The 20516-nt window shown below is 36.9% G+C and carries 20 protein-coding genes, 2 pseudogenes and 1 other annotated feature; of the genes and pseudogenes, 6 read left to right on the top strand and 16 right to left on the bottom strand.

Annotation, left to right across the window (positions count from 1 at the left end):
- Nucleotides 1-154: 154 nt before the first annotated feature.
- Together I6L50_RS07670 and I6L50_RS07665 are read right to left on the bottom strand one after the other, a co-directional pair.
- The gene (locus I6L50_RS07670) at nucleotides 155-1327 is read right to left on the bottom strand and encodes an acetyl-CoA C-acetyltransferase (protein WP_001206332.1); all 1173 of its coding nucleotides are present in this window, start codon (nucleotides 1325-1327) and stop codon (nucleotides 155-157) included.
- A 21-nt stretch (nucleotides 1328-1348) separates the two neighbouring features.
- Nucleotides 1349-3730, bottom strand: coding sequence for a 3-hydroxyacyl-CoA dehydrogenase/enoyl-CoA hydratase family protein (locus I6L50_RS07665; protein WP_002015954.1), 2382 nt, complete (start codon nucleotides 3728-3730; stop codon nucleotides 1349-1351).
- A 237-nt stretch (nucleotides 3731-3967) separates the two neighbouring features.
- Here I6L50_RS07665 and I6L50_RS07660 point away from each other — a divergent pair, with 237 nt between their 5' ends.
- Complete coding sequence (locus I6L50_RS07660) at nucleotides 3968-4114, top strand: YuzL family protein (RefSeq protein ID WP_085312722.1); 147 nt, start codon at nucleotides 3968-3970, stop codon at nucleotides 4112-4114.
- Nucleotides 4115-4211: 97 nt separating this feature from the next.
- On the top strand, nucleotides 4212-5051 hold the full coding sequence (locus I6L50_RS07655) for a D-alanyl-D-alanine carboxypeptidase family protein (RefSeq protein ID WP_219301027.1): 840 nt from the start codon (nucleotides 4212-4214) through the stop codon (nucleotides 5049-5051).
- A gap of 22 nt (nucleotides 5052-5073) precedes the next feature.
- Here the strand turns inward: I6L50_RS07655 and I6L50_RS07650 are convergent, their stop codons facing one another.
- The 5 genes and pseudogenes from I6L50_RS07650 to I6L50_RS35815 form a co-directional block, all read right to left on the bottom strand.
- A complete protein-coding gene (locus tag I6L50_RS07650) occupies nucleotides 5074-5991 on the bottom strand; it encodes a proline dehydrogenase family protein (RefSeq protein WP_002112697.1) in 918 nt (305 codons plus the stop codon).
- Between the two features lie 310 nt (nucleotides 5992-6301).
- Nucleotides 6302-6547, bottom strand: coding sequence for a YusU family protein (locus I6L50_RS07645; protein WP_001290599.1), 246 nt, complete (start codon nucleotides 6545-6547; stop codon nucleotides 6302-6304).
- Nucleotides 6548-6595: 48 nt separating this feature from the next.
- Nucleotides 6596-6898: an MTH1187 family thiamine-binding protein gene (locus tag I6L50_RS07640; protein WP_002089423.1), complete on the bottom strand. Its 303-nt coding sequence runs from the start codon at nucleotides 6896-6898 to the stop codon at nucleotides 6596-6598.
- Between the two features lie 77 nt (nucleotides 6899-6975).
- Entirely contained in the window at nucleotides 6976-7800 is an 825-nt protein-coding gene (locus I6L50_RS35820; RefSeq protein ID WP_374108366.1) for a methyl-accepting chemotaxis protein, read from the bottom strand.
- 123 nt (nucleotides 7801-7923) lie between these two features.
- Nucleotides 7924-8919, bottom strand: a pseudogene (locus I6L50_RS35815) (cache domain-containing protein); the annotation flags it as partial.
- Between the two features lie 267 nt (nucleotides 8920-9186).
- Here I6L50_RS35815 and I6L50_RS07630 point away from each other — a divergent pair.
- Entirely contained in the window at nucleotides 9187-9945 is a 759-nt protein-coding gene (locus I6L50_RS07630; RefSeq protein WP_219301025.1) for a TrmB family transcriptional regulator, read from the top strand.
- 433 nt (nucleotides 9946-10378) lie between these two features.
- Here the strand turns inward: I6L50_RS07630 and I6L50_RS07625 are convergent.
- Nucleotides 10379-11672: pseudogene (locus I6L50_RS07625) on the bottom strand (MFS transporter).
- A complete protein-coding gene (locus I6L50_RS07620) occupies nucleotides 11672-12985 on the bottom strand; it encodes an APC family permease (RefSeq protein WP_219301024.1) in 1314 nt (437 codons plus the stop codon). Before I6L50_RS07620 ends, I6L50_RS07625 begins: the two are co-directional and overlap by 1 nt.
- A gap of 65 nt (nucleotides 12986-13050) precedes the next feature.
- Nucleotides 13051-13287: a binding site (T-box leader), on the bottom strand.
- Between the two features lie 166 nt (nucleotides 13288-13453).
- Between I6L50_RS07620 and I6L50_RS07615 the strand changes: the two genes are divergently transcribed.
- Nucleotides 13454-13681: a hypothetical protein gene (locus I6L50_RS07615; RefSeq protein WP_219301023.1), complete on the top strand. Its 228-nt coding sequence runs from the start codon at nucleotides 13454-13456 to the stop codon at nucleotides 13679-13681.
- Nucleotides 13682-13767: 86 nt separating this feature from the next.
- On the opposite strand, the gene I6L50_RS07610 is transcribed toward I6L50_RS07615, so the two are convergent.
- The 3 genes from I6L50_RS07610 to I6L50_RS07600 all read right to left on the bottom strand — a co-directional run bounded on the left by I6L50_RS07610 (nucleotide 13768) and on the right by I6L50_RS07600 (nucleotide 15958).
- Nucleotides 13768-14733 (bottom strand): hypothetical protein, encoded by a 966-nt coding sequence (locus tag I6L50_RS07610; RefSeq protein ID WP_219301022.1) that lies wholly within the window; start codon nucleotides 14731-14733, stop codon nucleotides 13768-13770.
- Nucleotides 14734-14862: 129 nt separating this feature from the next.
- On the bottom strand, nucleotides 14863-15645 hold the full coding sequence (gene yidC, locus I6L50_RS07605) for a membrane protein insertase YidC (RefSeq protein WP_002015966.1): 783 nt from the start codon (nucleotides 15643-15645) through the stop codon (nucleotides 14863-14865).
- 28 nt (nucleotides 15646-15673) lie between these two features.
- The gene (locus tag I6L50_RS07600; protein WP_002015967.1) at nucleotides 15674-15958 is read right to left on the bottom strand and encodes a hypothetical protein; all 285 of its coding nucleotides are present in this window, start codon (nucleotides 15956-15958) and stop codon (nucleotides 15674-15676) included.
- A 275-nt stretch (nucleotides 15959-16233) separates the two neighbouring features.
- Between I6L50_RS07600 and I6L50_RS07595 the strand changes: the two genes are divergently transcribed.
- Both I6L50_RS07595 and I6L50_RS07590 read left to right on the top strand, forming a co-directional pair.
- On the top strand, nucleotides 16234-17127 hold the full coding sequence (locus I6L50_RS07595; RefSeq protein WP_219301021.1) for a YitT family protein: 894 nt from the start codon (nucleotides 16234-16236) through the stop codon (nucleotides 17125-17127).
- Nucleotides 17128-17467: 340 nt separating this feature from the next.
- On the top strand, nucleotides 17468-17854 hold the full coding sequence (locus I6L50_RS07590; RefSeq protein WP_219301020.1) for a DUF3938 domain-containing protein: 387 nt from the start codon (nucleotides 17468-17470) through the stop codon (nucleotides 17852-17854).
- A 195-nt stretch (nucleotides 17855-18049) separates the two neighbouring features.
- Here the strand turns inward: I6L50_RS07590 and I6L50_RS07585 are convergent, their stop codons facing one another.
- From I6L50_RS07585 to I6L50_RS07570, 4 genes are all read right to left on the bottom strand, one after another.
- Nucleotides 18050-18190, bottom strand: a complete 141-nt coding sequence (locus I6L50_RS07585) for a DUF3985 family protein (protein ID WP_002034639.1) — start codon at nucleotides 18188-18190, stop codon at nucleotides 18050-18052.
- Nucleotides 18191-18286: 96 nt separating this feature from the next.
- Nucleotides 18287-19339, bottom strand: a complete 1053-nt coding sequence (locus I6L50_RS07580) for a zinc metalloprotease (RefSeq protein ID WP_219301297.1) — start codon at nucleotides 19337-19339, stop codon at nucleotides 18287-18289.
- 42 nt (nucleotides 19340-19381) lie between these two features.
- Nucleotides 19382-20089, bottom strand: coding sequence for a DUF3169 family protein (locus I6L50_RS07575; protein WP_043314342.1), 708 nt, complete (start codon nucleotides 20087-20089; stop codon nucleotides 19382-19384).
- Complete coding sequence (locus tag I6L50_RS07570; protein ID WP_219301019.1) at nucleotides 20079-20306, bottom strand: helix-turn-helix transcriptional regulator; 228 nt, start codon at nucleotides 20304-20306, stop codon at nucleotides 20079-20081. Before I6L50_RS07570 ends, I6L50_RS07575 begins: the two co-directional genes overlap by 11 nt.
- Nucleotides 20307-20516 lie beyond the last annotated feature (210 nt).

Here is a 20516-nt window from a genome sequence, read left to right as displayed (position 1 = left end):
CTCCTGTTCTGAGCAAGCCACCTGCACTTTTTTTATAATCCAGTTCCAGCGGCTAGAATGTTCGGTGGCTTCGCTTCTTCCTACGAGGCAAACAGCGCCTCTTCGTCTGAAGCTCCATCCCCCTCACATTCTGAGCGAGCCGCTTCCACTTTTTTTATAGTAATTCAAATACTCCCGCTGCTCCCATTCCGCCGCCGATACACATTGTTACGATACCGAATTGTTGGTTGCGGCGTTTCATTTCGTGAATAAGAGATAGTGTTAGTTTTGCTCCTGTACAGCCAAGTGGATGTCCAAGTGCGATTGCACCGCCGTTTACGTTTACTTTTTCTTCATCTAGACCAAGTTCACGAATAACTTGGATAGATTGAGAAGCGAATGCTTCATTTAGTTCAAATAGACCGATATCAGATAGCTCTAAACCAGCTAATTTTAACGCTTTCGGAATTGCAGCAATTGGGCCGATTCCCATTACTTCTGGTGGTACTCCAGCTACTGCGAATGAACGGAATTTTGCAAGTGGCTTCATGCCATCGCTCACTGCTTTTTCACGATCCATTAATAGTACAGATGCTGCACCGTCACTCATTTGTGAAGAGTTACCAGCCGTTACAGAACCGCGAACGTTAAATGCTGGACGTAATTTACCTAAAATGTCTAGCGTCGTCTCTGCTCTTACACCTTCGTCTTGTGCGAAAATGATTGTTTCTTCTTGCAGTTTGTTGTTTGATCCAACCGAGCGTAACGTCACATCTACAGATACTGTTTCATCCGCAAAGTTCCCTGCAGCTAATGCTTTCGCAGCACGTTGATGACTTCTTACTGCAAATGCATCTTGTTCTTCACGAGAAATTCCATATTTCACAGCAACTTGCTCTGCTGTATGTCCCATACCCATATAATATTCTGGAGCAGCTTCTACAAGGCGACTGTTCGGACGAACAACGTGCCCCATCATTGGAACTAAACTCATTGATTCCGCTCCGCCTGATAATACAGCTTCAGAGTGACCAAGCATAATGCGCTCTGCTCCGTAAGCGATACTTTGTAAACCTGAAGAACAGTAACGGTTAATTGTAATAGCTGGAACATCGTAAGAAAGTCCTGCTAATCCGCCGATATTACGAGCCATATTTAAACCTTGCTCTGCTTCTGGCATCGCACAACCGAAAATTAAATCATCGATTGGTCCTTCATAATTCGCACGCTTTAACGTTTCTTTTACTACTAACGCCCCTAGATCGTCAGGACGAACTGTTTTTAATGAACCCCTCTTTGCTTTTCCAATTGGTGTTCTTGCTCCCGCAACAATGACAGCTTCTCTCATGAACGATATCTCCCCTCGTTATTAGTTACGTAATGGTTTTCCTTTTACAAGCATGTGCTGCATTCTTGCTTGTGATTTCATCTCACTTACTAAGCTAATAAATGCTTCACGTTCTACATCTAATAAATACTGCTCATCAACTTCTGTTCCGTACGGCACTTTTCCGCCCGCAATGACATATGCCAGTTTCTTCGCAATGTGCAGATCATGTTCAGAAATGTAACCTGATAAATGCATTGCCTCTGCACCAAGTACAAGCGCTGCATATCCTGTCTCACCAACAACTGGTATCTTTTTGCGGATAGGTGCTTTATAACCTGCTTCATATAAAGAAAGTGCTTTTTGTTTCGCATCATATAGTAAGTGATCACCATTCACACTAATACCGTCTTTATCGCCTAAGAAGTTGTTCGATACAGCTTCTTGTGCTGATGTAGAAACTTTCGCCATCGCTACAGATTCGAATACTTTATTCGCAACTTTTTGTAAGTCGAATTCTACACCGTTTGCCATTTTGTTTAAGTGTTTAATGTATAACTCTTTGTTACCGCCTCCGCCAGGGATTAAGCCAACGCCTACTTCTACTAAGCCCATATAAGTCTCACTAGAAGCTTGAATGCTCGCTGCTGGTAAACAAACTTCTGTACCGCCGCCAAGCGTCATACCATATGGTGCTGCTACAACCGGCTTAGAAGAGTACTTAATTTTCGTCATTGCATCTTGGAAGTTTTTCACAACCCACTCAATTTCGAAGTAGTTGTCGTCTTGTGCTTCCATTAAGATCATTGCAAGGTTCGCACCAACGCAGAAGTTCTTCGATTGGTTTCCGATAACGAGACCTTTATAATTTTTCTCTACTTCATCAACAGCGTAGTTAATCATTTGCGTAATATCCATACCGATTGCATTGCTCTTCGAATGGAATTCTAAGCAAAGGATACCATCGCCTAAATCAATTAAGCTCGCTCCGCTATTTTTCTTTAACACACCGTTTTTCTCTTTTAACTGCTTAAGAGAAATTGCTTTTTTGTTACGTTCGATTAGCTTATATTCACCATTGTCGTAATAGTAGCTATCGCCGTTATCATGTTTATAGAAAGTAGTGAAACCTTTCTCTACCATTTCTTTCACCCAAGTAGGAACAACTGCGCCGTTTTCTTCCATCTTTTGAACAGACTTTTCAACGCCGATTGCATCCCAAATTTCGAATGGTCCTTGCTCCCATCCGAAGCCCCATTTCATCGCTTGGTCAATTGCAACGATATCATCAGCAATTTCTTTATGAAGCTTTGCAGAGTATAAAAGAGTTGGTGTGATAATATTCCATAACAACTCTCCTGCGCGATCTTTCGCGTATACAAGCGCTTTCAATTTATTCGCTAATCCTTTTTCTTGCTTACTTAACTCTACGGATGCAGCTTTTAATTTTTTACGCGCTCCATATTCCATCGTTTCAGGGTTTAATTCTAAAATTTCTTTTCCTTGTTTTAAGAAGAAGCCTTGACCTGTTTTGCTTCCAAGCCATTTTTTATCAAGCATGTCATGCATAAAAGCAGGTACTTTAAATACATCACGCTCTTCTTCTTGTACATTTTCATATACGTTATTTGCAACGTGTACGAATGTATCTAAACCAACAACATCTAATGTACGGAACGTTGCGCTCTTCGGACGACCAATTAATGGACCTGTTACAGAGTCAACTTCTCCAATGCTATAGCCACGCTTAATCATTTCTTGAAGCGTTACAAGCAATCCATACGTACCGATGCGGTTTCCAATAAAGTTTGGTGTGTCTTTTGCGATAACAACGCCTTTTCCAAGAACGTCTTCGCCAAATAGTTTCATGAAGCTTAATACTTGTGGATCAGTTTCTTTCGTCGGTATTACCTCTAGAAGTTTTAAATATCGTGGTGGGTTAAAAAAGTGTGTTCCTAAGAAGTGTTTCTGGAAGTCGTCTGAACGACCTTCTGCCATTTTTTCAACGGAAATGCCTGATGTATTTGAGCTCACAATTGAGCCTGGTTTACGAACAGCATCTACTTTTTCAAATAGTTTCTTCTTTATATCTAAGTTTTCAACTACTACTTCAATAATCCAATCTACATCAGCTAGACGCTCAAGATCATCTTCTAAGTTACCTGCTTCAATCAGTGCTAAATTTCCTTTCACTGTCAGAGGAGCTGGTTTTTGCTTTAATAGTTTTTGCACAGCCGTATTACTAAAACGATTTCTCACACTTTTATGTTCTAATGTAAGTCCCTTCGCCTCTTCTTCTTTCGTAAGCGCAGGTGGTACAATATCAAGCAATAATGTCGGAATACCAATATTAGCTAAGTGTGCCGCAATCCCTGAACCCATTACGCCTGAACCTAGAACAGCAGCCTTTTTAATTTGGAACATCCATTTCTCCCCCTATTCTTGAATGAATGCTCATTCAATTTTTCGACATAAGTCGCAATCAATGAGTGAGCCTCTACTAATAAATATATGATACAGTTTGAATTTTCGCAATATATTTATTGATAAAATTTTCTGAAATAAATATATTTCTTTCATTTGGCTATGCTATACATGTGTATTTTCTTCATTAAAATGCACTTTTCCTTTTTATAATCTGACGAAACTGGAGGAATATATATGGCAAAACTTAAGAAGAACCCTTCAAAAGCTGGAATTAGCGCAGCAAGTGTAACTGGAAATGCAGGTCCGCATAATCACGGTGTTGAAAAAGGGCGTCAAAGTAATAACCAACAATTTAAGAAGCATAATATGGGCGAAAAATAACGCTATATTTTTGGGCAGAGAACGTGGCATAATGATTAATGGCTGCTTTTTCTGCCCAATTTATTTGTACATATGGAAAACAAAAGAGGGAACGACGATGAAACGAACAATAATTATGATTGTAATGATCGCCACACTATTTACAGGGATGATTTTCTTTTCTTACGCTCACAGACAACAAGCTGTAAAAGTAGATCAGCCTAACATTACTGGGCAATACGGGATTACAATCGATGCAGACACAGGTGAAATCTTGTATGGAAAACGGGAAGATGAACGCTCTTATCCGGCTAGTATAGGGAAAATGATGACTACCTTACTCTTACTAGAGAATGTAAAAGAAGATGAAGAAATTACGGTTACAGAGAATGCGATTAAAACAGAAAGTCAAAGTGCAAAGATTAAGCTTCGCGCGGGTGAAAAGTTAAAACGTGATGAGGCATTAAAACTTATGCTTATTATTAGTGCAGACCCAATCGCTGAGTCAATCGCTGAACATATTGCGGGATCAAAAGAAAAGTTTGTGAAAATGATGAATGCTAGAGCGAAGGAACTTGGTACAAAGCATGCGACTTTCAAAAACGCAAGTGGTGCTGATGCACTTGGAAATAAAGTATCACCTTATGATATTGCTATTATTACGAAAGAAGCATTAAAGTACCCGGTTGTTTTAGAATATATGAATTCAACACGTACAACTCTACATACTTCCGAACGCTCTCCAAAAATCGCAAACTATGGACGAGAAGAACTATATGATGATCCATATGCGATTGGAAGTAAAAGCGGTTTATCAGCACTCGGAAAATACACAGTCGTAACAGTTGATGAAAAAGACGGTAAACGCGTCATTAACGTCGTGTTATCTTCTACTCGTACGCAGCTATATCCTGATACGAAGAAAATGGCGCACTACGCATTTCAGCAATTAAAATAACCAAGGAGTATTTTCTCCTTGGTTATTTTTTGATCATACCTTTTAATACGAACGCAACGTTTGCTGGACGTTCTGCTAGACGGCGCATGAAATAGCCATACCAGTCGTTTCCATAAGGCACGTAAACGCGCATTTTGTAACCTTCTTTTACTAGCTCAAGTTGACGCTCTGTACGAATACCAAATAACATTTGGAATTCAAATTGATCCCTTGGAATGTTGTGTTCTTCCGCAAGTTTTTTCGTATATTCAATAATCGCTTCGTCATGTGAAGCAATTGCAGTGTAATTTCCATTTAATAAGTGCATTTTAATAATTTTTTTATAATTGTCATCTACATCTTTCTTTTCCGGGAACGCTACTTCTTCAGGTTCTTTATAGGCCCCTTTTACAAGACGTAAATTAGGATTATAAGCGTTTAAATCTTCCATATCCTTTTCTGTACGATATAAGTAAGCTTGAATAACTGTACCAATATTATCGTATTCAGATTTCAATTGTTTAAAGATATCGATTGTTTTTCCGCAGCGCGTATAGTCTTCCATATCAATTGTAATAAACACACCATTTTCTTTTCCAGCTTCTAAAATACGGCGCATATTGTTCATTACGATTTCGTCAGAGATATCTAATCCCATAGAAGTCATCTTTAAAGAAAGCTGCGAATTAAGACCTTCTCTTCCAATTGCACGAATCGCTTCAATCGATTCGCTAGCCATTTCATTTGCTTCCGCTTCGTTATCAACGAATTCACCTAAATAATCGATTGTTACACAAAGACCTTGCTTATTTAATGCTTTAATTGCAGCTGTCGCTAATTCAATCGTTTCCCCTGCGACGAAGCGACCTGCACCAAAGCGTAAACCGTACTTTTTAGCCAGTTTTGTTAGCGCTTTATTTTTAGATAAGAAAAGAAACGAATTTCGCATTAATTGTTCCATGTAATTCACCCCTATGACTATAATTTATCTGTTTTTTACCCCTCTTCGAAATTATATCATTGTTTAAAATTATTTGATACAAATAATTATTTAGATAATTTATAAAATACTATCAAAACATTTAAAACCCTATATCCTCGTTTATAAATATGAAGAAAATATTTTTCGACATTCAGAAAAAACGGGTTTACTAGGGAAAAAATGAGCATGCCGAAAATATTCGACATGCTCACAAAACCATTTATATTTCATGTAAATTATATAAGGATATTAATAACAAAAACTTGAGGTAACATTATCTCAAGCCTTCTTACTTCTCATTTCGCTTCTCATCATTCAGCTTTTTAATATTCGTAATTAACTGTACCATCTCTTCTTTTGCATCTGGATACGTCTCATTCCAATGTTTCACTAAAGCTGGCATCGTCTTAGCCATATAAGAATAAAGTGCCCATTTCTGTACCTGCTCTTTTCGCTCTTCGTTGCTCTCTCCAAGTAATAGTTCCGTGTATTTCTCTAGCAAACCATCAAACTGCTCATTAAACTTTTCACTCATCTTGTTTTCCTCCTATATGAAAAAAGCAGCGAAGATCGCTGCTTTTTCTTATAATTTTGATTGAACAGAGTTTAATTTCTTCTCCATCGTACTTACTTTATCACGGCGATCATCGATACGAATTGTTGTCGCAACGCGCTGTGCACCTTTCGTGTATGGAACTTCATGCATTTGTTGAATGACTTCTAAAATGACAGGAAGATCTCCTTCAATTACTGTATTCATCGGTGTTAATTGATACTTCACGCGATCAGCATTTTTCTCTAGTACCTTTTGTACTTCTGCTACATATTCACTAACACTTGGATTACCTGTTCCTACTGGAATAATCGATACATCAACAATTGCCATAATAATCTTCCTCCTATTACTGCTTCTTATATATCCATTGTCTATTTTACCGAAATTCTCATCATTTTACTAATACGTTACTCTTCTACTTTAAACTGCTCAACCAATCTTTCTAAGTCCTGCATATTCTCTGTCAAACTTTCCATCGTATGAGCTACTTTTTCTAAATGATTCACTTGTGACTCAGTTGCTGCATTTACCTCTTCAGAAACAGCCGCACTCTCTTGACTCGTGCTACCAATTGTTTGCATAACTTCTGTAATTTCTTCTTGCTTGTGACCTATGTTATTTACCTCTTCTACAATTTTTTCAACTGAGGTACTAATAGTATTTACAACTGACATAATTGTGCGGAATTCTGTCTCCGCCTCTGTCGTAACTTTATTTTGTATATCCGCAATGTCTTTCAATTTACTTACAACTTCCACAACTCGTTTTACTTCTAACTGTACATCGCTAATCATTATTGTAATCTCACCCGTTGCCTCTTTTGATTGTTCAGCTAATTTCCGAACCTCTTCCGCAACAACAGCAAAGCCCTTACCTTGCTCACCTGCACGTGCTGCTTCAATTGAAGCGTTTAAAGCCAGTAAATTCGTTTGATCCGAAAGACCTTTTATAAGTTCTACCACATTTTGAATCGATCCAACCCTTTGCTCTAACTTACCGGACGCTTCTTCCGTATGAACAACGATAGAAGATGATTGTTCTCTTGTACGAACTAAATTTCGCATCGTATTGAGTCCCTGCTTAGATGCTTCTTCCGCCTTACCAGTCACTCCCTTTATTTCACCAACGGAACTATTCATTTCTTCCATCGACTGCGCCATATTTTCAAGTTGCGCTGAAACCTCCTCTACACTATTAGCAAGCGTAGACGCGCCTCCGCTCACATCATCCATTGCACCTGAAACTTCTCTACTAGCTGCTACAGTTTCATTCGTTAAATAATGCAGATTGTGAGTCGATTTCTGTACTGTCGATACACTATTTTTAATTTTACTTACCATTTCATTCATTTGCTCAACCATATGATTAAAGTGAGTCGTAAGCATACCAACCTCATCTTTACTGGTCACCTTCATTTGTAGCGTTAAATCACCTTCCGCTACTTTTTGAACGTGATTTGTTAATAGTTGTAATGGTCTTGCTAATCTTCTTGAGAATAAATATGAAGCTAATATTCCAATTAATAAACTTATACATGCCATTATAATAACTGTATTTCTTGTTTCTACGAGTAAGTTATCAATTGACTCTTTCGGATATACAATCCCAATTTTCCATTTCATCTTATCAAACAATTGACTATAGGCTACTACATCTTTTCCACCTAATGTCGCCGCCGCAAATTTCGTTTCATCTTTATTTAAACTTTTAACAAGTGGTTCTTTCGAAACATCTTTTCCTACTTTCTCCGGGTACACAATGGCAATATTTTTATCATTTATAACAAACATTTCTCCGCCATTATTATATTGAATATTATGGAGTAGCTTTTGAATCGTTCCTAGTGATACATCCATTGCTACAACACCTAACACAGAACCATCTTGTCCGACAATGGCTTTTGAAACTCCAATACTTAACTTACCCGTCGCGATTTCATATTGTGGCTCTCCCCAAATAGTCGATTCTGTATCTGCTTCTGACGCTTTATACCAAGGGCGACTCGTCGGATCATATCCTTCTGGAACTGTCCCACCATCTGCAAGATTTGCACTCAACGTTTTTTTATCTTTCGTCCCAATGTAGACATCTAAAATATCAGGATGATTCTTTTTAAACCTTGAAAATTCCTTTAAAATAAAACTCTCCTCTTCTGGAGTAACCCCATCTTGTAGCATGTTTTGAATATCATCATGAGATCCATAATGACCCATATCTTCTTCAATTCGCTGTATAAATGCAGTTAACTGCTCTGACACAAGATCCATCGTATTTTCAGAATACTGGTCTAAGGAGTGCGTTTCTTTCTCTTTTTGCAATTGATACACAGCTGTACCTAATATTACAAACATCATAGAAATAAGTACCGAAAATACTACTGCAATTTTTAAACGTAAACTTCTCAACATATTCCCTCAAGCATCCCCTTCTCGGTAAAATTCAATCGCATTAATCACTATATTAAGTATAATAGATAAATCGGAAAGCTCAATCCATATAGTTTAAAAAATTGAAATTTATTCTCATTTCAATCAACTTACTTGTTATCTCAACACTTGTGTAAAAACAAATAGTTCATTATCCTTAAACTATATAATCTCATTCGTTCGGAGGGAACTATGCTACAAAAATTCGGTTTCTCACAATATGAAAGCCAAGCTTATGAAGTTGTCGTATCAAGCAATGAACCATTAGATGCAACAACTATCGTGAAACATTCAGGTGTTCCAAAAGCAAAAATATACGAAGTGTTAGCACGACTCATTGATAAAGGGATGGTAATGGATTCTGTTTCTGAAAAGAAAAAATTGTATACAGCATTACCACTCAAGTTAGCAATTGAAAAGTTAACGACAGAATTCCAATCTAATATTAAAGAACTTGAAAATAATATTTCTAAAAAATCATTTACAGATGACCGCGTTTGGAGTTTAAAAATGCAGTCTTCTATTAAAGTACAAAGTAGGCAACTTGTAGAAGATGCGAAAGAATCCATACGCATCTCCGCATGGAACGATACCCTTTTAGAATATCTTCCTTTACTAGAACAAAAAGCAAAACAAGGCGTCAAAGTCGAGTCCCTCATAGTTGGAAAAATGGAAACTGACTTAGAAAACATGCATTTTTTAATCCCAGCTCAAGAACCTAACGCATTAGAGCGTTATTTACTACTCATCGTTGACGATCGTGAAATTTTATTTGCTGGTGTAGAGCAAGAATCATGGCAAGCGATGAAAACAATGTCACAACCTTTCGTGAAGTTCTTTACGGAGTTCTTCTATCATGACGTTGCACTTGCGAAGATTACAGAGAAGCACCATGACCTCTTTATGCAGGATGAAGAAATTAAGGAATTGTTGATGAAGTTGAGGTATTAACAAATCCCAAAATCGATTCTACCATTTGAATAGATAATATAATTTTTCATACAAAAAAAGCTGTACCAAACGGAGTTTTACATACTCATTTGGTACAGCTCTTTTTTACGCTTTCGCTAATTTAATTTTATGTAGTTGGTTTTTCGGATGGTTTTGATTTGTAAATACAGAACGTTCATTTTACGATTTTTTTTGCTCCTTTATCTCCCTCAAAAGCTCAATAATCTTCCCATTTTGCTCTACTTGTTTCTCAGAATTTTGATAGATGAAACGAATCCATCTAAATACAAAAATAATAAGAAATAATGGGACTAAAGAAATTAGAAAACCAATAATTGAAAAATTAGACTCCATATACTATCACCTCGCTATATACTCCCTTCTCCATTTCCCTACTAAAACCTGCAATTTTTTACAAATTAAAAAGAATCTATCAAACGATAGATTCTTCTTTCGCAAACTGATTCGAGCGTCCTCTCGTAATTGAGAAAATCGCACAAAGCAGCGCCAATATAATAAAACCGCCGCCTACCCAAGCGTTATATATAACAGATGATTTCTCAATAACAACTCCGCCTACTGTTGAACCGAGCGCAATTCCTAAATGAAGTGCAGAGTTATTTAAACCTTGCTGAATACCAGCTGATTCTGGCGCAATTTCAATTAAATAATTTTGCTGCGCTGGCGAAATCGCCCAGCTAAGCATACTCCAAAGCCCCATCATAATGATGAACAGCGGGAATGAAAATGTCATCATTGGCAACATAAAGATTGCACATGCAAATACGATAATGATGGAAATAATACTTTTCTTTGATCCCCATTTATCAGCAAGCCAGCCTCCAAGGCCACCTCCAAGTACCGCTGCAATTCCGAAAATGAAGTAAAACACACTAATCCAGTTCGCTTCAACATGCATAACATCTTTTAAAAATGGTGTTAAGTATGCATACAGTGTTAAATGACCTGTTAAAAATAAAAATGATGTCAACTGTGCACTCACTATTTTTTTATCTTTTAACGTAGCAATTTGTTCTCTTATTGATAATACCGATGTCGCCGATACTTTCGTTAAGAACAATGAAATACAAGCAATCGCCATAACAGTTAATATCGAAATTAATACAAATGGCGCACGCCATCCATATGCATTTCCTAGCACAAGACCTAGCGGTACTCCAAGTACGAGTGATCCACTAATTCCCATGAAAATGATTCCAATCGCACGTGCACGAAAATGCGGCTCTACTACACTAGAAGCAAGTGTTACCGATAGTGCAATAATAAGCGATCCACCCGCTGCACAAATGACCCTTGAGAACATTAACATTCCGTAATTCACACTAAATGCCGAAACGATATTTCCGATTAAGAAAATCGATAATGCCCCAATGTATAATGTTTTTCTTTCAAACTTCCCTGTTAATGCTAATAAAACTGGACCTGACAAAGCAAACACTACCGAATATACGGTTATAAGCTGACCAGCTGCGCTAATCGATACTCCTAAATCATCGGCAACTAAATCAAGCGTTCCTCCTATAATTAGCTCAACCGTTCCGACTACGAAAGCCGCGATAGCTAAAATATACACACGAAAATCCAAGACTTTCCCCACACTTTCTTTTAGGTTACTACCGCTATAGTAACCTAAAAGAAAAGTGGACGCAAGTATAATTTTTTCGCAATAAAAGGGCAGGCGTATAATACGCCTGCCCTTCAAACATTAAACTCCAGTTTTTTTCTTCTTATTTAAGTACCAATACACCGGAAGTCCAGTAAATACAATTCCAATTGATAAGAAGCAGCTTACCGGATCGTTAATAATTGCACTTCCAAGTACAAACAACGATCCTAAAATCGCAACGATTGGTACAATCGGGAATAACGGTACACTGTATGCACGCTCTTTATTCTTGTTACGTTTTCTTAAGATGAAGACACCTATAAATGTCATTACATAGAAAATATAAATAATGAATACGGAAATCTCGGATAGCTTATTCGGATCACTAATAATCATTAAAATAATTCCTAATATGATTTCAACAGTAATCGCATTCGCTGGTGTTTTAAATCTCGAATTTTCTTTTGCAATAAACTTAGAAAACGGAAGGTGTCCACGCTCTGCCATCGACATCGGAATACGTGGGAATGTTAAAATCTTTCCATTTAAACAACCGAAAATAGAAATGATAATACCGATACTAATAATTTTCCCGCCATATTCTCCAAGTAACATTCCCGCAGCTGTCGCCGTTGCGTTTTCTCCAAGGGCTACAATTTTCGCTGCTGGTAATACATTTAGTAACGCTAAGTTAATTAATACGTAAGCAGCTGTTACAATTAAAATCCCAACTGTCATTGCCTTCGGTAATAACTTTGTTGGATTCTTCATTTCTCCGCCAATAGAAGCAAGCAAAATCCAGCCATCATAGGCAAATAAAGTTGCTAAAATTGCCATCCCGATACTTTGATTTTCTGATATCGGTACAACTACGTTGAAGATATCACTATTCCCTTTCCAAAACCCTAGCACAACAATTAATATAATTGGAATCATCTTCCCAACTGTCGTAACCGTTTGGACGATGCCCCCATATTTTGTTCCCAAACTATTTATAACGCCTAGGAACACAACTGTTCCAATTGCGATTGGTAAATTCCAGACTTTATCTAAATAGAAAAAATTGATCATTAAAGAACTAAAATACAAACCTAACGTTCCAATAATAGCTGGTCCATAAACAATTGTTTGCATCCAGCCAGATAAATACCCCCAAAAACTTCCGTAAATCTCCTCTAAATACGTATACAACCCACCATTTTTCGGAATTTGCGCTCCAATTTCGGCTACTGTTAAACCACTTGCTAACGTCAACAGACCACCAATTACCCAAGCAAGAATAGCCATATTAGAACTCCCTGAGTAATCTAATACGCTCCCTGGTTTCATAAACACACCAGACCCAATAATAGTTCCTACTACGATAGAAAGTGCTACTGTTAAACCAATTTTGTTTTTCTCATCATGATGCATGCTGCGTATCCTCCTTCCAATTCTAGTGTGATGCAAAAATGAAATAAAAAAACACTCCTCCCTAAAAAAGGGACGAGTGTTGTATTCGTGGTTCCACCCTTGTTTCAATTAGTAAAGTGACACACTTCACCAATTTCTCAAGTCTAAATAACGGTTTTTGCCGGCATGCAATTACTAGATATCCGTTCACTGCTGCAGTTCAGAGGTGGTAATCGATTTTTCCGTATTAGGAAGCTCACAGCCAAAGGCCTCCCTCTCTGATAATCGTAAAAAACTGATCATATCCTCATCATCACTTCTTGATGTCGAATTTTTTAGTTATTGTTCATTATATTGAATTGTTAGAAAAAATCAATATATTTTTTTATATAACATAAGAAATGTTTCTCTTCTTATATTATAACAGAAGTTACGACACTTCTCTAATTCCCTAAAAATGGTACAATCTATATAGGAGGTGCACCAATAATGATTGCTATTTTTTGTATCATCGCTACGGTTCTTTCTTTTATATTCGCTATCATGTATCGATATAAGTATCCTGGTTATAGCATTTTAGCGGTAGCTATTATACCAGCTGCTTCCTTCTACGTATTAGGTAAATACCAATATACTGAAGTGTTTATCGGTTTTGCAATCTTCTACTGCATCTTTGGATACATACTAACAATGAAAAGAATTTTATTGAATCATTAAAAGGGACCGATTTCTGCTTACAGAAATCAGTCCTCGCATGCATCACATCCCTCGGTTGCCCACACGAAAGATACGACATAGTTCAATTATTTATCTTCATTTTTCATAAAAAATTTATGATTTGGAAGATCCACATTTAAATCTGCTAATTGTTTCTTTTCCTTTTCTAGAATCGCTTTCGCTTTTTCTTTTGTCGCCTCATCTAAGTTTGCAAAGATGTCTTCATGCTTCCCTTTCTCTGGAAGATTCACACCTAGTTTTGTCAATTCTTCTTTCGCTTGCTCGCGAGTTAATTTCCCGGACTTTTCTTGCTCAAAAATGGACTTCGCTTTTTCTTTTGTCGCCTCATCTAGATTCGCGAACATATCACCGCGCTTCCCTTTCTCTGGGAATTTCACACCTAGTTCTTTCAACTTCGCTTTCGCTTGCTCACGAGTTAGTGTTCCAGACTTTTCTTGCTTCAAAATTGCTTCCGCCTTTTCTTTTGTCGCCTCATCTAAATCCGCGAATATGTCACCATGCTTCCCTTTCTCTGGAAGCGTTACGCCTAATTCTTTCAATTTCTCTTTCACTTGCTCATGCGTTAATGCTCCGGACTTCCCTTGCTCAAAAATGGACTTCGCTTTTTCTTTTGTCGCCTCATCTAAATTCGCGAATATATCTTTGTGCTTACCTTTCTCTGGGAATTTCACGCCTAGCTTTGTTAATTCCTCATTTGCTTGTTCGCGAGTTAATTTCCCGGATTTTTCTTGCTCTAGAATCGACTTTGCTTTTTCTTTCGCCTGATCATCTAGTCCTGCAAACATTTCCTTGTGCTTACCCTTCTCTGGGAATTTCACACCTAATCCCTCTAACTGTTTCTTTGTATCATCCATAATCGTTTTTACTTTTTGTTTTGTTGCTTCATCTAAATTCTTCTTCGCAGTTCCTTTTGTAACTTGCTCAGCTGCTGGAGTATTAGTTGCCGCAAACGCTGGTATACCAGCTCCTCCTATAATTCCAAATGATAAAGCACCTGCAATTGCTAAATATCCAACTGTTTTCTTCTTCATAGGAAATTTCCTCCTTCATATTTCTAAAGCATGTACACTTTCGTATACAATGCCAATAGTAATGTTGGTTTCTTAAAATTTCCTTAACGATTTAAATAAAAAACACCGCTCATCACGAGCGGTGTTTTTCTAAGCTTTTTGTAATTGTAATTCTTCACGTTCCATTACTTTTCTTAATACAATTGTTTGTGTCATTGTAAATAAGTTACCTGTAATCCAATACAGCACCAGTCCTGATGGCGCCGCAAATCCCATAAATAGAATCATTGCAGGCATCATAATTTGCTGTATTTTCAGCATTTGAACTTGTTCTCCAGGCGTTACATTTGATTGGAACACCTTCATTTGAATAAATGTTGTTAACGCTGCGATAATCGGTAATATATGATATGGATCTGCATGTCCTAGGTTCACCCATAAAAATGAAGATGTACGAATCTCTTCAGTTCGGCTAATCGCATAATACAAAGCAGAGAAAATCGGCATTTGTATAAAGATTGGCCAGCACCCAGCTAACGGATTCCAACCGCCTGATTTCATTAGTTCTGACATTTCTTTTTGATACTGCTTTTGTTTTTCAAGATCTTTACCCACATCACCGTATTTCTGTTTCAGCTTCTGTAATTCAGGTTGCATTTTTTTCATTTTCGCTTGGCTACGATATTGCGAAACAGCTAATGGAATCATTGCTGAACGAATAACGAGCGTCATGATAATGATGGCAATCCCGAAGCTAGCTCCAGGTATATGATGAGCAACAAATTGAATCATAAATGAGATTGGATATACGAAATAATGGTTCCAAATTCCCGTACTATGTGAATCAATTGTACCTGCATTGCTGCAGCCAGATAAAACAAAAACAAGTAATAATGATAAACTAATGAGCCTAGCTCGGTATGATTTTAACATGTTCATTCCTCCAATGTTTCGTAATTAATTAGCGAAACATTGGTGTATACGGACCTACCTCGTCACTCTCTCCACTCGATTCTTGTCTGCGGACAGAACGAATCATTCCATATTTATAAAAAATAGAAAATAGCGGTACATTTCTTGTACCCTCTTCACACGTATCTACTAGTTTAAAAGCTCTCTGTCTACCGCTCGATGCTTGCTGACGCACAAAGCGAGAAACGTTAGCAAGAAAAAAGACTTCTAATACACAAAGTGCTGTCGTTACAAACGATATATATAGAATTGCATCCTGCAATAAAAATTCCATCGCTTCACATCCTTAATAAAGTCATTTTAGCATATTCAGCAAACATTCTCTATTTCCTTTTGTTCTCAAAAGTTTTTTTTGCATATTTTCTCAAAAAATTATGCTAGAAAACCAATGTATCCGCTTTCTTTAGTATATTCACACGTATCTTTGAATAGGTTTAATTTTTTAGAAATTTATAAAATTTTTGCATTATAATAAAACTATTGCCAGTTTTTGAAAAAAGCTTTATTCTCTTCTTGTAATCAAAAATGAATATGGAGATGAAACATACTATGGGTCAACTAGGAGACGCCGATTACGTTCCCGACACCGCCTTTTTATCCTTCCCAGCAGCTAAAACATTTCATTTAGAATTCATCATACAGTTAGTTGTTATTTTTATAGCTTCTATTTTGTATGCAATTTCTATGAATATGTTTTTTATCCCGCATAATATGATTAGCGGTGGGTTCGCTGGTGTAGGGATGATTATCGGTTATTTAATGCACTACAATATCGGAGCACTTATCTTTTTACTAAACATTCCGCTTCTTATTTTAAGTCACTTTTACTTAGGAAAGAAGACAACCTTTTTAACGGCATACTTTGTGGCTGTATCATCTTTAGCGATGAACATTATCCCAGTACACCAAGTTTCAGACGATATTTTACTGTCTTCTGTATTCGGTGGTGTCATCTGCGGTGCTGCCTCAGGAATCATATTCCGATTTGCTTCTTCAACAGGTGGTTTTGATGTTGTTGGATTGATTGTAGCGAAACATCGCGATGTTTCAATTGGAGCAATCATCTTTGGATTCAACTTAATCTTACTTGTTGCAGCAGGATTTATTTTCGGATGGGATATTACGCTTTATACGTTAATTAGTCGGTTTGTAGTCAGCAAAGTAATTGATGCCGTGCATACAAAACATATTAAATTAACGATAATGACAATTACAGAAAAAGGTGAGGAAATAAAAAGCTCACTATTACATCACGGCATACGTGGCGTAACAATGGTAGATGCTGTCGGCGGCTATACAAACCATAAGAAAAAAATGATTTACACTGTCGTACCTCGCTACGAGTTGGGCGAAATGAAACGTATTATCCGCCAAGTGGATAATAAAGCATTTATGAACATTACTGAAACAGTTGAAATTGTCGGCCGTTTCAAACGTATATAAAAAAGCGCAAGGAACTACAATTCCTTGCGCTTTTTATTTTTTACACTTATTACAAAATCAGATAATTCTATTATTGTATCACTAAATGTGTTATAATAAAACTAGACTAACAAAAAAGAGTATATAGACTTGGAAGTTTCTCTTATTTTTATAAGCAAAAAGAAACGAGCAGTCGGGTATATTTCAGACACCATACACGTAACGGTTTAAAAAAAACCGATCATCTTAGTTATTCTTCACTGATCTTTTTATAAAGATACGTACAACTAAAATTCACTTCAATATACTATACCTACCTTTTTGACTTCCAAATCATCTTATTACATAAGGAGATGAACATATGAATCAATATATACGATACACACTAGCTGTCCTATTTGCCATCGTCGGCGGCGTGATCTGTTTCTGGACAAACACAGAGCTTGGAGAGAATATCATTTTTAATGGAATCGAAACCCTTGTAAGCGCTTCAATTTTAGGCGGATACATTTTCTTCCTCTTCAATCCAGAAGAAAGTGCTCAAAAAACAATGTTATTAACAATGATCGGAATCGTTGGTGGATGTATTTCCTACTCAATGACAAACTATACATTACCACTTCAATTAAGCTCAGCTTTCTTCCACGGTCTATGGACTTGGTTTATCGCATTCTGCCTAGCAGACGTATTCAACCTATTACAAGACCACGAAGAAGAAAATGGTCAACAAATTGAAAGTAACTCTTAAGCTGGAAGATACTCTTCCAGCTTTTTTGTTTCCTGTTCTTTCCTGTTCATACCCCATCACCAAAATAAAAAGAAGTTACCTCCACGGCAACTTCTTTTCCATATACCCCATCCGGTACTTACCGGAATATATCAACGATTTTTTCATTATATCGATTCAACGACATCCTTCGATAACCAAAACGTACAACATACCCTATCCCCCAAGCAGCTTACTGCCGAACTCTACAATTAAAAAGATAATTAATAGGACTGCGAGTATTTTTACTGCTACATATGCCACTTTAAAAATTACATAAATGAGTAAGACTAGCAAAATAATCGCTAAAATTTCCATATATAACTCCTCCAAACTTTGCTCTTCTTACCTCATTTTACTCGCCCCGATCTTTTTATGGAACGGCATAAGATTACATATAGAAAAGAGGATACCTCACCCATCGTAAGATACCCTCTCCTTCAACTGCTCGAACCACTCTCTATCCAATTGTAAATATCCTATTTCACTCTTCTCAGCGCTCTTCAATTCTTTATCCGCTTTCTTCATATAAATATGGCATGCTTCCATATCTTGCTCTAAATATTTGATAACCCCTTTTGCACGGTAATACCCATGTAAGTCCAGCATTGTAATTGCCTTCGCATGATTCTTCGCTTCTTGCAAGTAAAGATTTTCCTGCTGATAAAGTACTCTATATAAAAGATACCAACTATGAAAACTACCAACAAAATATTTATTTTCTTTTGTCACAGGTAACTGCACAATTTTCTCTAAATGTACTATCGCTTTTTCCATTCCCTCTTGATCAGCTCGGGCATAAAATACGAGCATAAGTCCGCTCATTATTTCTCTTATACTTTTATCCTCTTTTATTTTTTCTTCACTAATTTCTACTAATCTCTCATCCCAATCTTTCGGCCGTTTGTAGCTTAATAATTCACCCGATACTTGAATATTATATAAATGCCCTCTAGCCCTTTCATCATCTTTAATTAAAATGAGAAATTGCATGCCATCGCTCAGGAATGTTCCTTTTATCGGCACTATTGTAACGGCAAAAATCGTAAAGTGTAAAACGGAAAAATATAAAAGATATTGATAATAACTAACCATGTATATGTAACCTGAAGTAATACCGAATAGTGCACTTGTAATCGGACCACCTAAAGTCATCCACGCCCATTTTTTTGAAAGGTTCGATGTCTCTATAGAAGGCGGCACTAGCATCGCCACGCCTCCAAAGTACTCCCATAATTTATTTTCTCGAATTCGTATTTTTCCTTTCTCATTTTGCACAGTAATGGGTCCTACTGTCATAAATTTAAATGTCAAACCACCTATTACACCAAATGCTACATGTCCTAGCTCATGAATGGCTAACACTAACAATGAAATTCCAACTATTGCCCATAGGTTCAAAATTACTTCTAATTTCCCAGTTCGGATTACTCCGTATAAAATGGACAAAACTAGCGCCGCCGTCATGGAACCAGCTGGCCTTCTTAAAATATCCACCTTTTTCTCCCCTTAATAAATCATTTTTCTCTGCATTTCGTACATGAATTTTCCGAGATGCAATATCCAAATAAATGAGATTAAGCCAATTAATACAAAATCGATATCACTAGCTGCTGTATATATAACGGCAGCCCACCATACATATGCCAATATTGTATTCGTAAATTCATATGCTTTATATCCAGCCTCATGCACAATGTGCTTTAATCCTTCATCTGCGTTTTTCGTCCACATTTTCATAGATTCCATATATGTTACACCTTGTTCAGGATATAGCTTATTATAACGATTTTTTGTTATGAGCCCGATAACCACTACAATAGTTAAACAGACAATAGAAGCTACTAAATTCCACACTGCAAATGACACATTTGTATCCTGTAACAGTGCACGTCTACATGTAATAACTGCATATACAAACCATGCCTGCGTAACTATATCACCTACACGTAAATATATACTTATAATGCCTAATTTTCTGCCTTGTACGCTCTCTTCTTCATCGCGTGCCTTCGCTAACATACGTGTATTCTTCCAAGTGTAGTACATCATTAAGATTCCAAAAATAGTACATACACCTATAAATGTATTAGATGATAATTTTCTCGGTTCATTCGAGAGTAAATTTAAAGCTATATAAGATGTTAAAAAGCCACCCATCATACTTAATGCTATTTTCCCCACAAAATCAAATTGTTTTTTTCGTTTACTCTTCATCTTCATCGTCCTCTTCCCCCTCCACTAACGTAAATATTTCCTCCACTGGTACATTGAAAATTTGTGCGATTTTTAGCGATAACACAATAGATGGTGCATAATCTCCGCGCTCAATTAAACTAATGGTTTGCCGTGATGAGCCAATCGCTTTCCCTAAATCCCCTTGTGATAAACGATGCTTTGCTCGAAATTCCCTCACTCGATTTTGAAGCTTCATGTCTTCCCTCTTTTTCATTTATTTAATTAAAATTGTAAATAATATCCTTATCTTTGTCAATTATAATTGTCATTTTGACGCAGATACATGTCAAAAACGAATATATATTATACTAGACATAACGTATATAATAATCTTCAAGAACTACATAATTGAGGTCAACGTAAAATTCCTTATTACTGAAAATAGCACCTACCAAGGTTATAGCAC

The organism is Bacillus sp. FDAARGOS_1420, from assembly GCF_019344915.1.
Classification (GTDB): Bacteria; Bacillota; Bacilli; order Bacillales; family Bacillaceae_G; genus Bacillus_A; species Bacillus_A mycoides.
Note: the sequence above shows the minus strand (reverse complement) of the source record. Positions and strands in the feature narration are given on the sequence as shown.

What these genes read in the sequence shown, in the direction of transcription:
- I6L50_RS07610 (WP_219301022.1), bottom strand. Translation starts at nt 14,733, where the DNA reads ATGAAGAAGAAAACAGTTGGATATTTAGCAATTGCAGGTGCTTTATCA.
- yidC (WP_002015966.1), bottom strand. Translation starts at nt 15,645, where the DNA reads ATGTTAAAATCATACCGAGCTAGGCTCATTAGTTTATCATTATTACTT.
- I6L50_RS07645 (WP_001290599.1), bottom strand. Translation starts at nt 6,547, where the DNA reads ATGAGTGAAAAGTTTAATGAGCAGTTTGATGGTTTGCTAGAGAAATAC.
- I6L50_RS07620 (WP_219301024.1), bottom strand. Translation starts at nt 12,985, where the DNA reads ATGCATCATGATGAGAAAAACAAAATTGGTTTAACAGTAGCACTTTCT.
- I6L50_RS07655 (WP_219301027.1), top strand. Translation starts at nt 4,212, where the DNA reads ATGAAACGAACAATAATTATGATTGTAATGATCGCCACACTATTTACA.
- I6L50_RS07640 (WP_002089423.1), bottom strand. Translation starts at nt 6,898, where the DNA reads ATGGCAATTGTTGATGTATCGATTATTCCAGTAGGAACAGGTAATCCA.
- I6L50_RS07575 (WP_043314342.1), bottom strand. Translation starts at nt 20,089, where the DNA reads ATGAAGAGTAAACGAAAAAAACAATTTGATTTTGTGGGGAAAATAGCA.
- I6L50_RS07580 (WP_219301297.1), bottom strand. Translation starts at nt 19,339, where the DNA reads ATGACGGCGGCGCTAGTTTTGTCCATTTTATACGGAGTAATCCGAACT.
- I6L50_RS07595 (WP_219301021.1), top strand. Translation starts at nt 16,234, where the DNA reads ATGGGTCAACTAGGAGACGCCGATTACGTTCCCGACACCGCCTTTTTA.
- I6L50_RS07660 (WP_085312722.1), top strand. Translation starts at nt 3,968, where the DNA reads ATGGCAAAACTTAAGAAGAACCCTTCAAAAGCTGGAATTAGCGCAGCA.
- I6L50_RS07615 (WP_219301023.1), top strand. Translation starts at nt 13,454, where the DNA reads ATGATTGCTATTTTTTGTATCATCGCTACGGTTCTTTCTTTTATATTC.
- I6L50_RS35820 (WP_374108366.1), bottom strand. Translation starts at nt 7,800, where the DNA reads ATGGATGATGTGAGCGGAGGCGCGTCTACGCTTGCTAATAGTGTAGAG.
- I6L50_RS07590 (WP_219301020.1), top strand. Translation starts at nt 17,468, where the DNA reads ATGAATCAATATATACGATACACACTAGCTGTCCTATTTGCCATCGTC.
- I6L50_RS07630 (WP_219301025.1), top strand. Translation starts at nt 9,187, where the DNA reads ATGCTACAAAAATTCGGTTTCTCACAATATGAAAGCCAAGCTTATGAA.
- I6L50_RS07670 (WP_001206332.1), bottom strand. Translation starts at nt 1,327, where the DNA reads ATGAGAGAAGCTGTCATTGTTGCGGGAGCAAGAACACCAATTGGAAAA.
- I6L50_RS07570 (WP_219301019.1), bottom strand. Translation starts at nt 20,306, where the DNA reads ATGAAGCTTCAAAATCGAGTGAGGGAATTTCGAGCAAAGCATCGTTTA.
- I6L50_RS07585 (WP_002034639.1), bottom strand. Translation starts at nt 18,190, where the DNA reads ATGGAAATTTTAGCGATTATTTTGCTAGTCTTACTCATTTATGTAATT.
- I6L50_RS07665 (WP_002015954.1), bottom strand. Translation starts at nt 3,730, where the DNA reads ATGTTCCAAATTAAAAAGGCTGCTGTTCTAGGTTCAGGCGTAATGGGT.
- I6L50_RS07600 (WP_002015967.1), bottom strand. Translation starts at nt 15,958, where the DNA reads ATGGAATTTTTATTGCAGGATGCAATTCTATATATATCGTTTGTAACG.
- I6L50_RS07650 (WP_002112697.1), bottom strand. Translation starts at nt 5,991, where the DNA reads ATGGAACAATTAATGCGAAATTCGTTTCTTTTCTTATCTAAAAATAAA.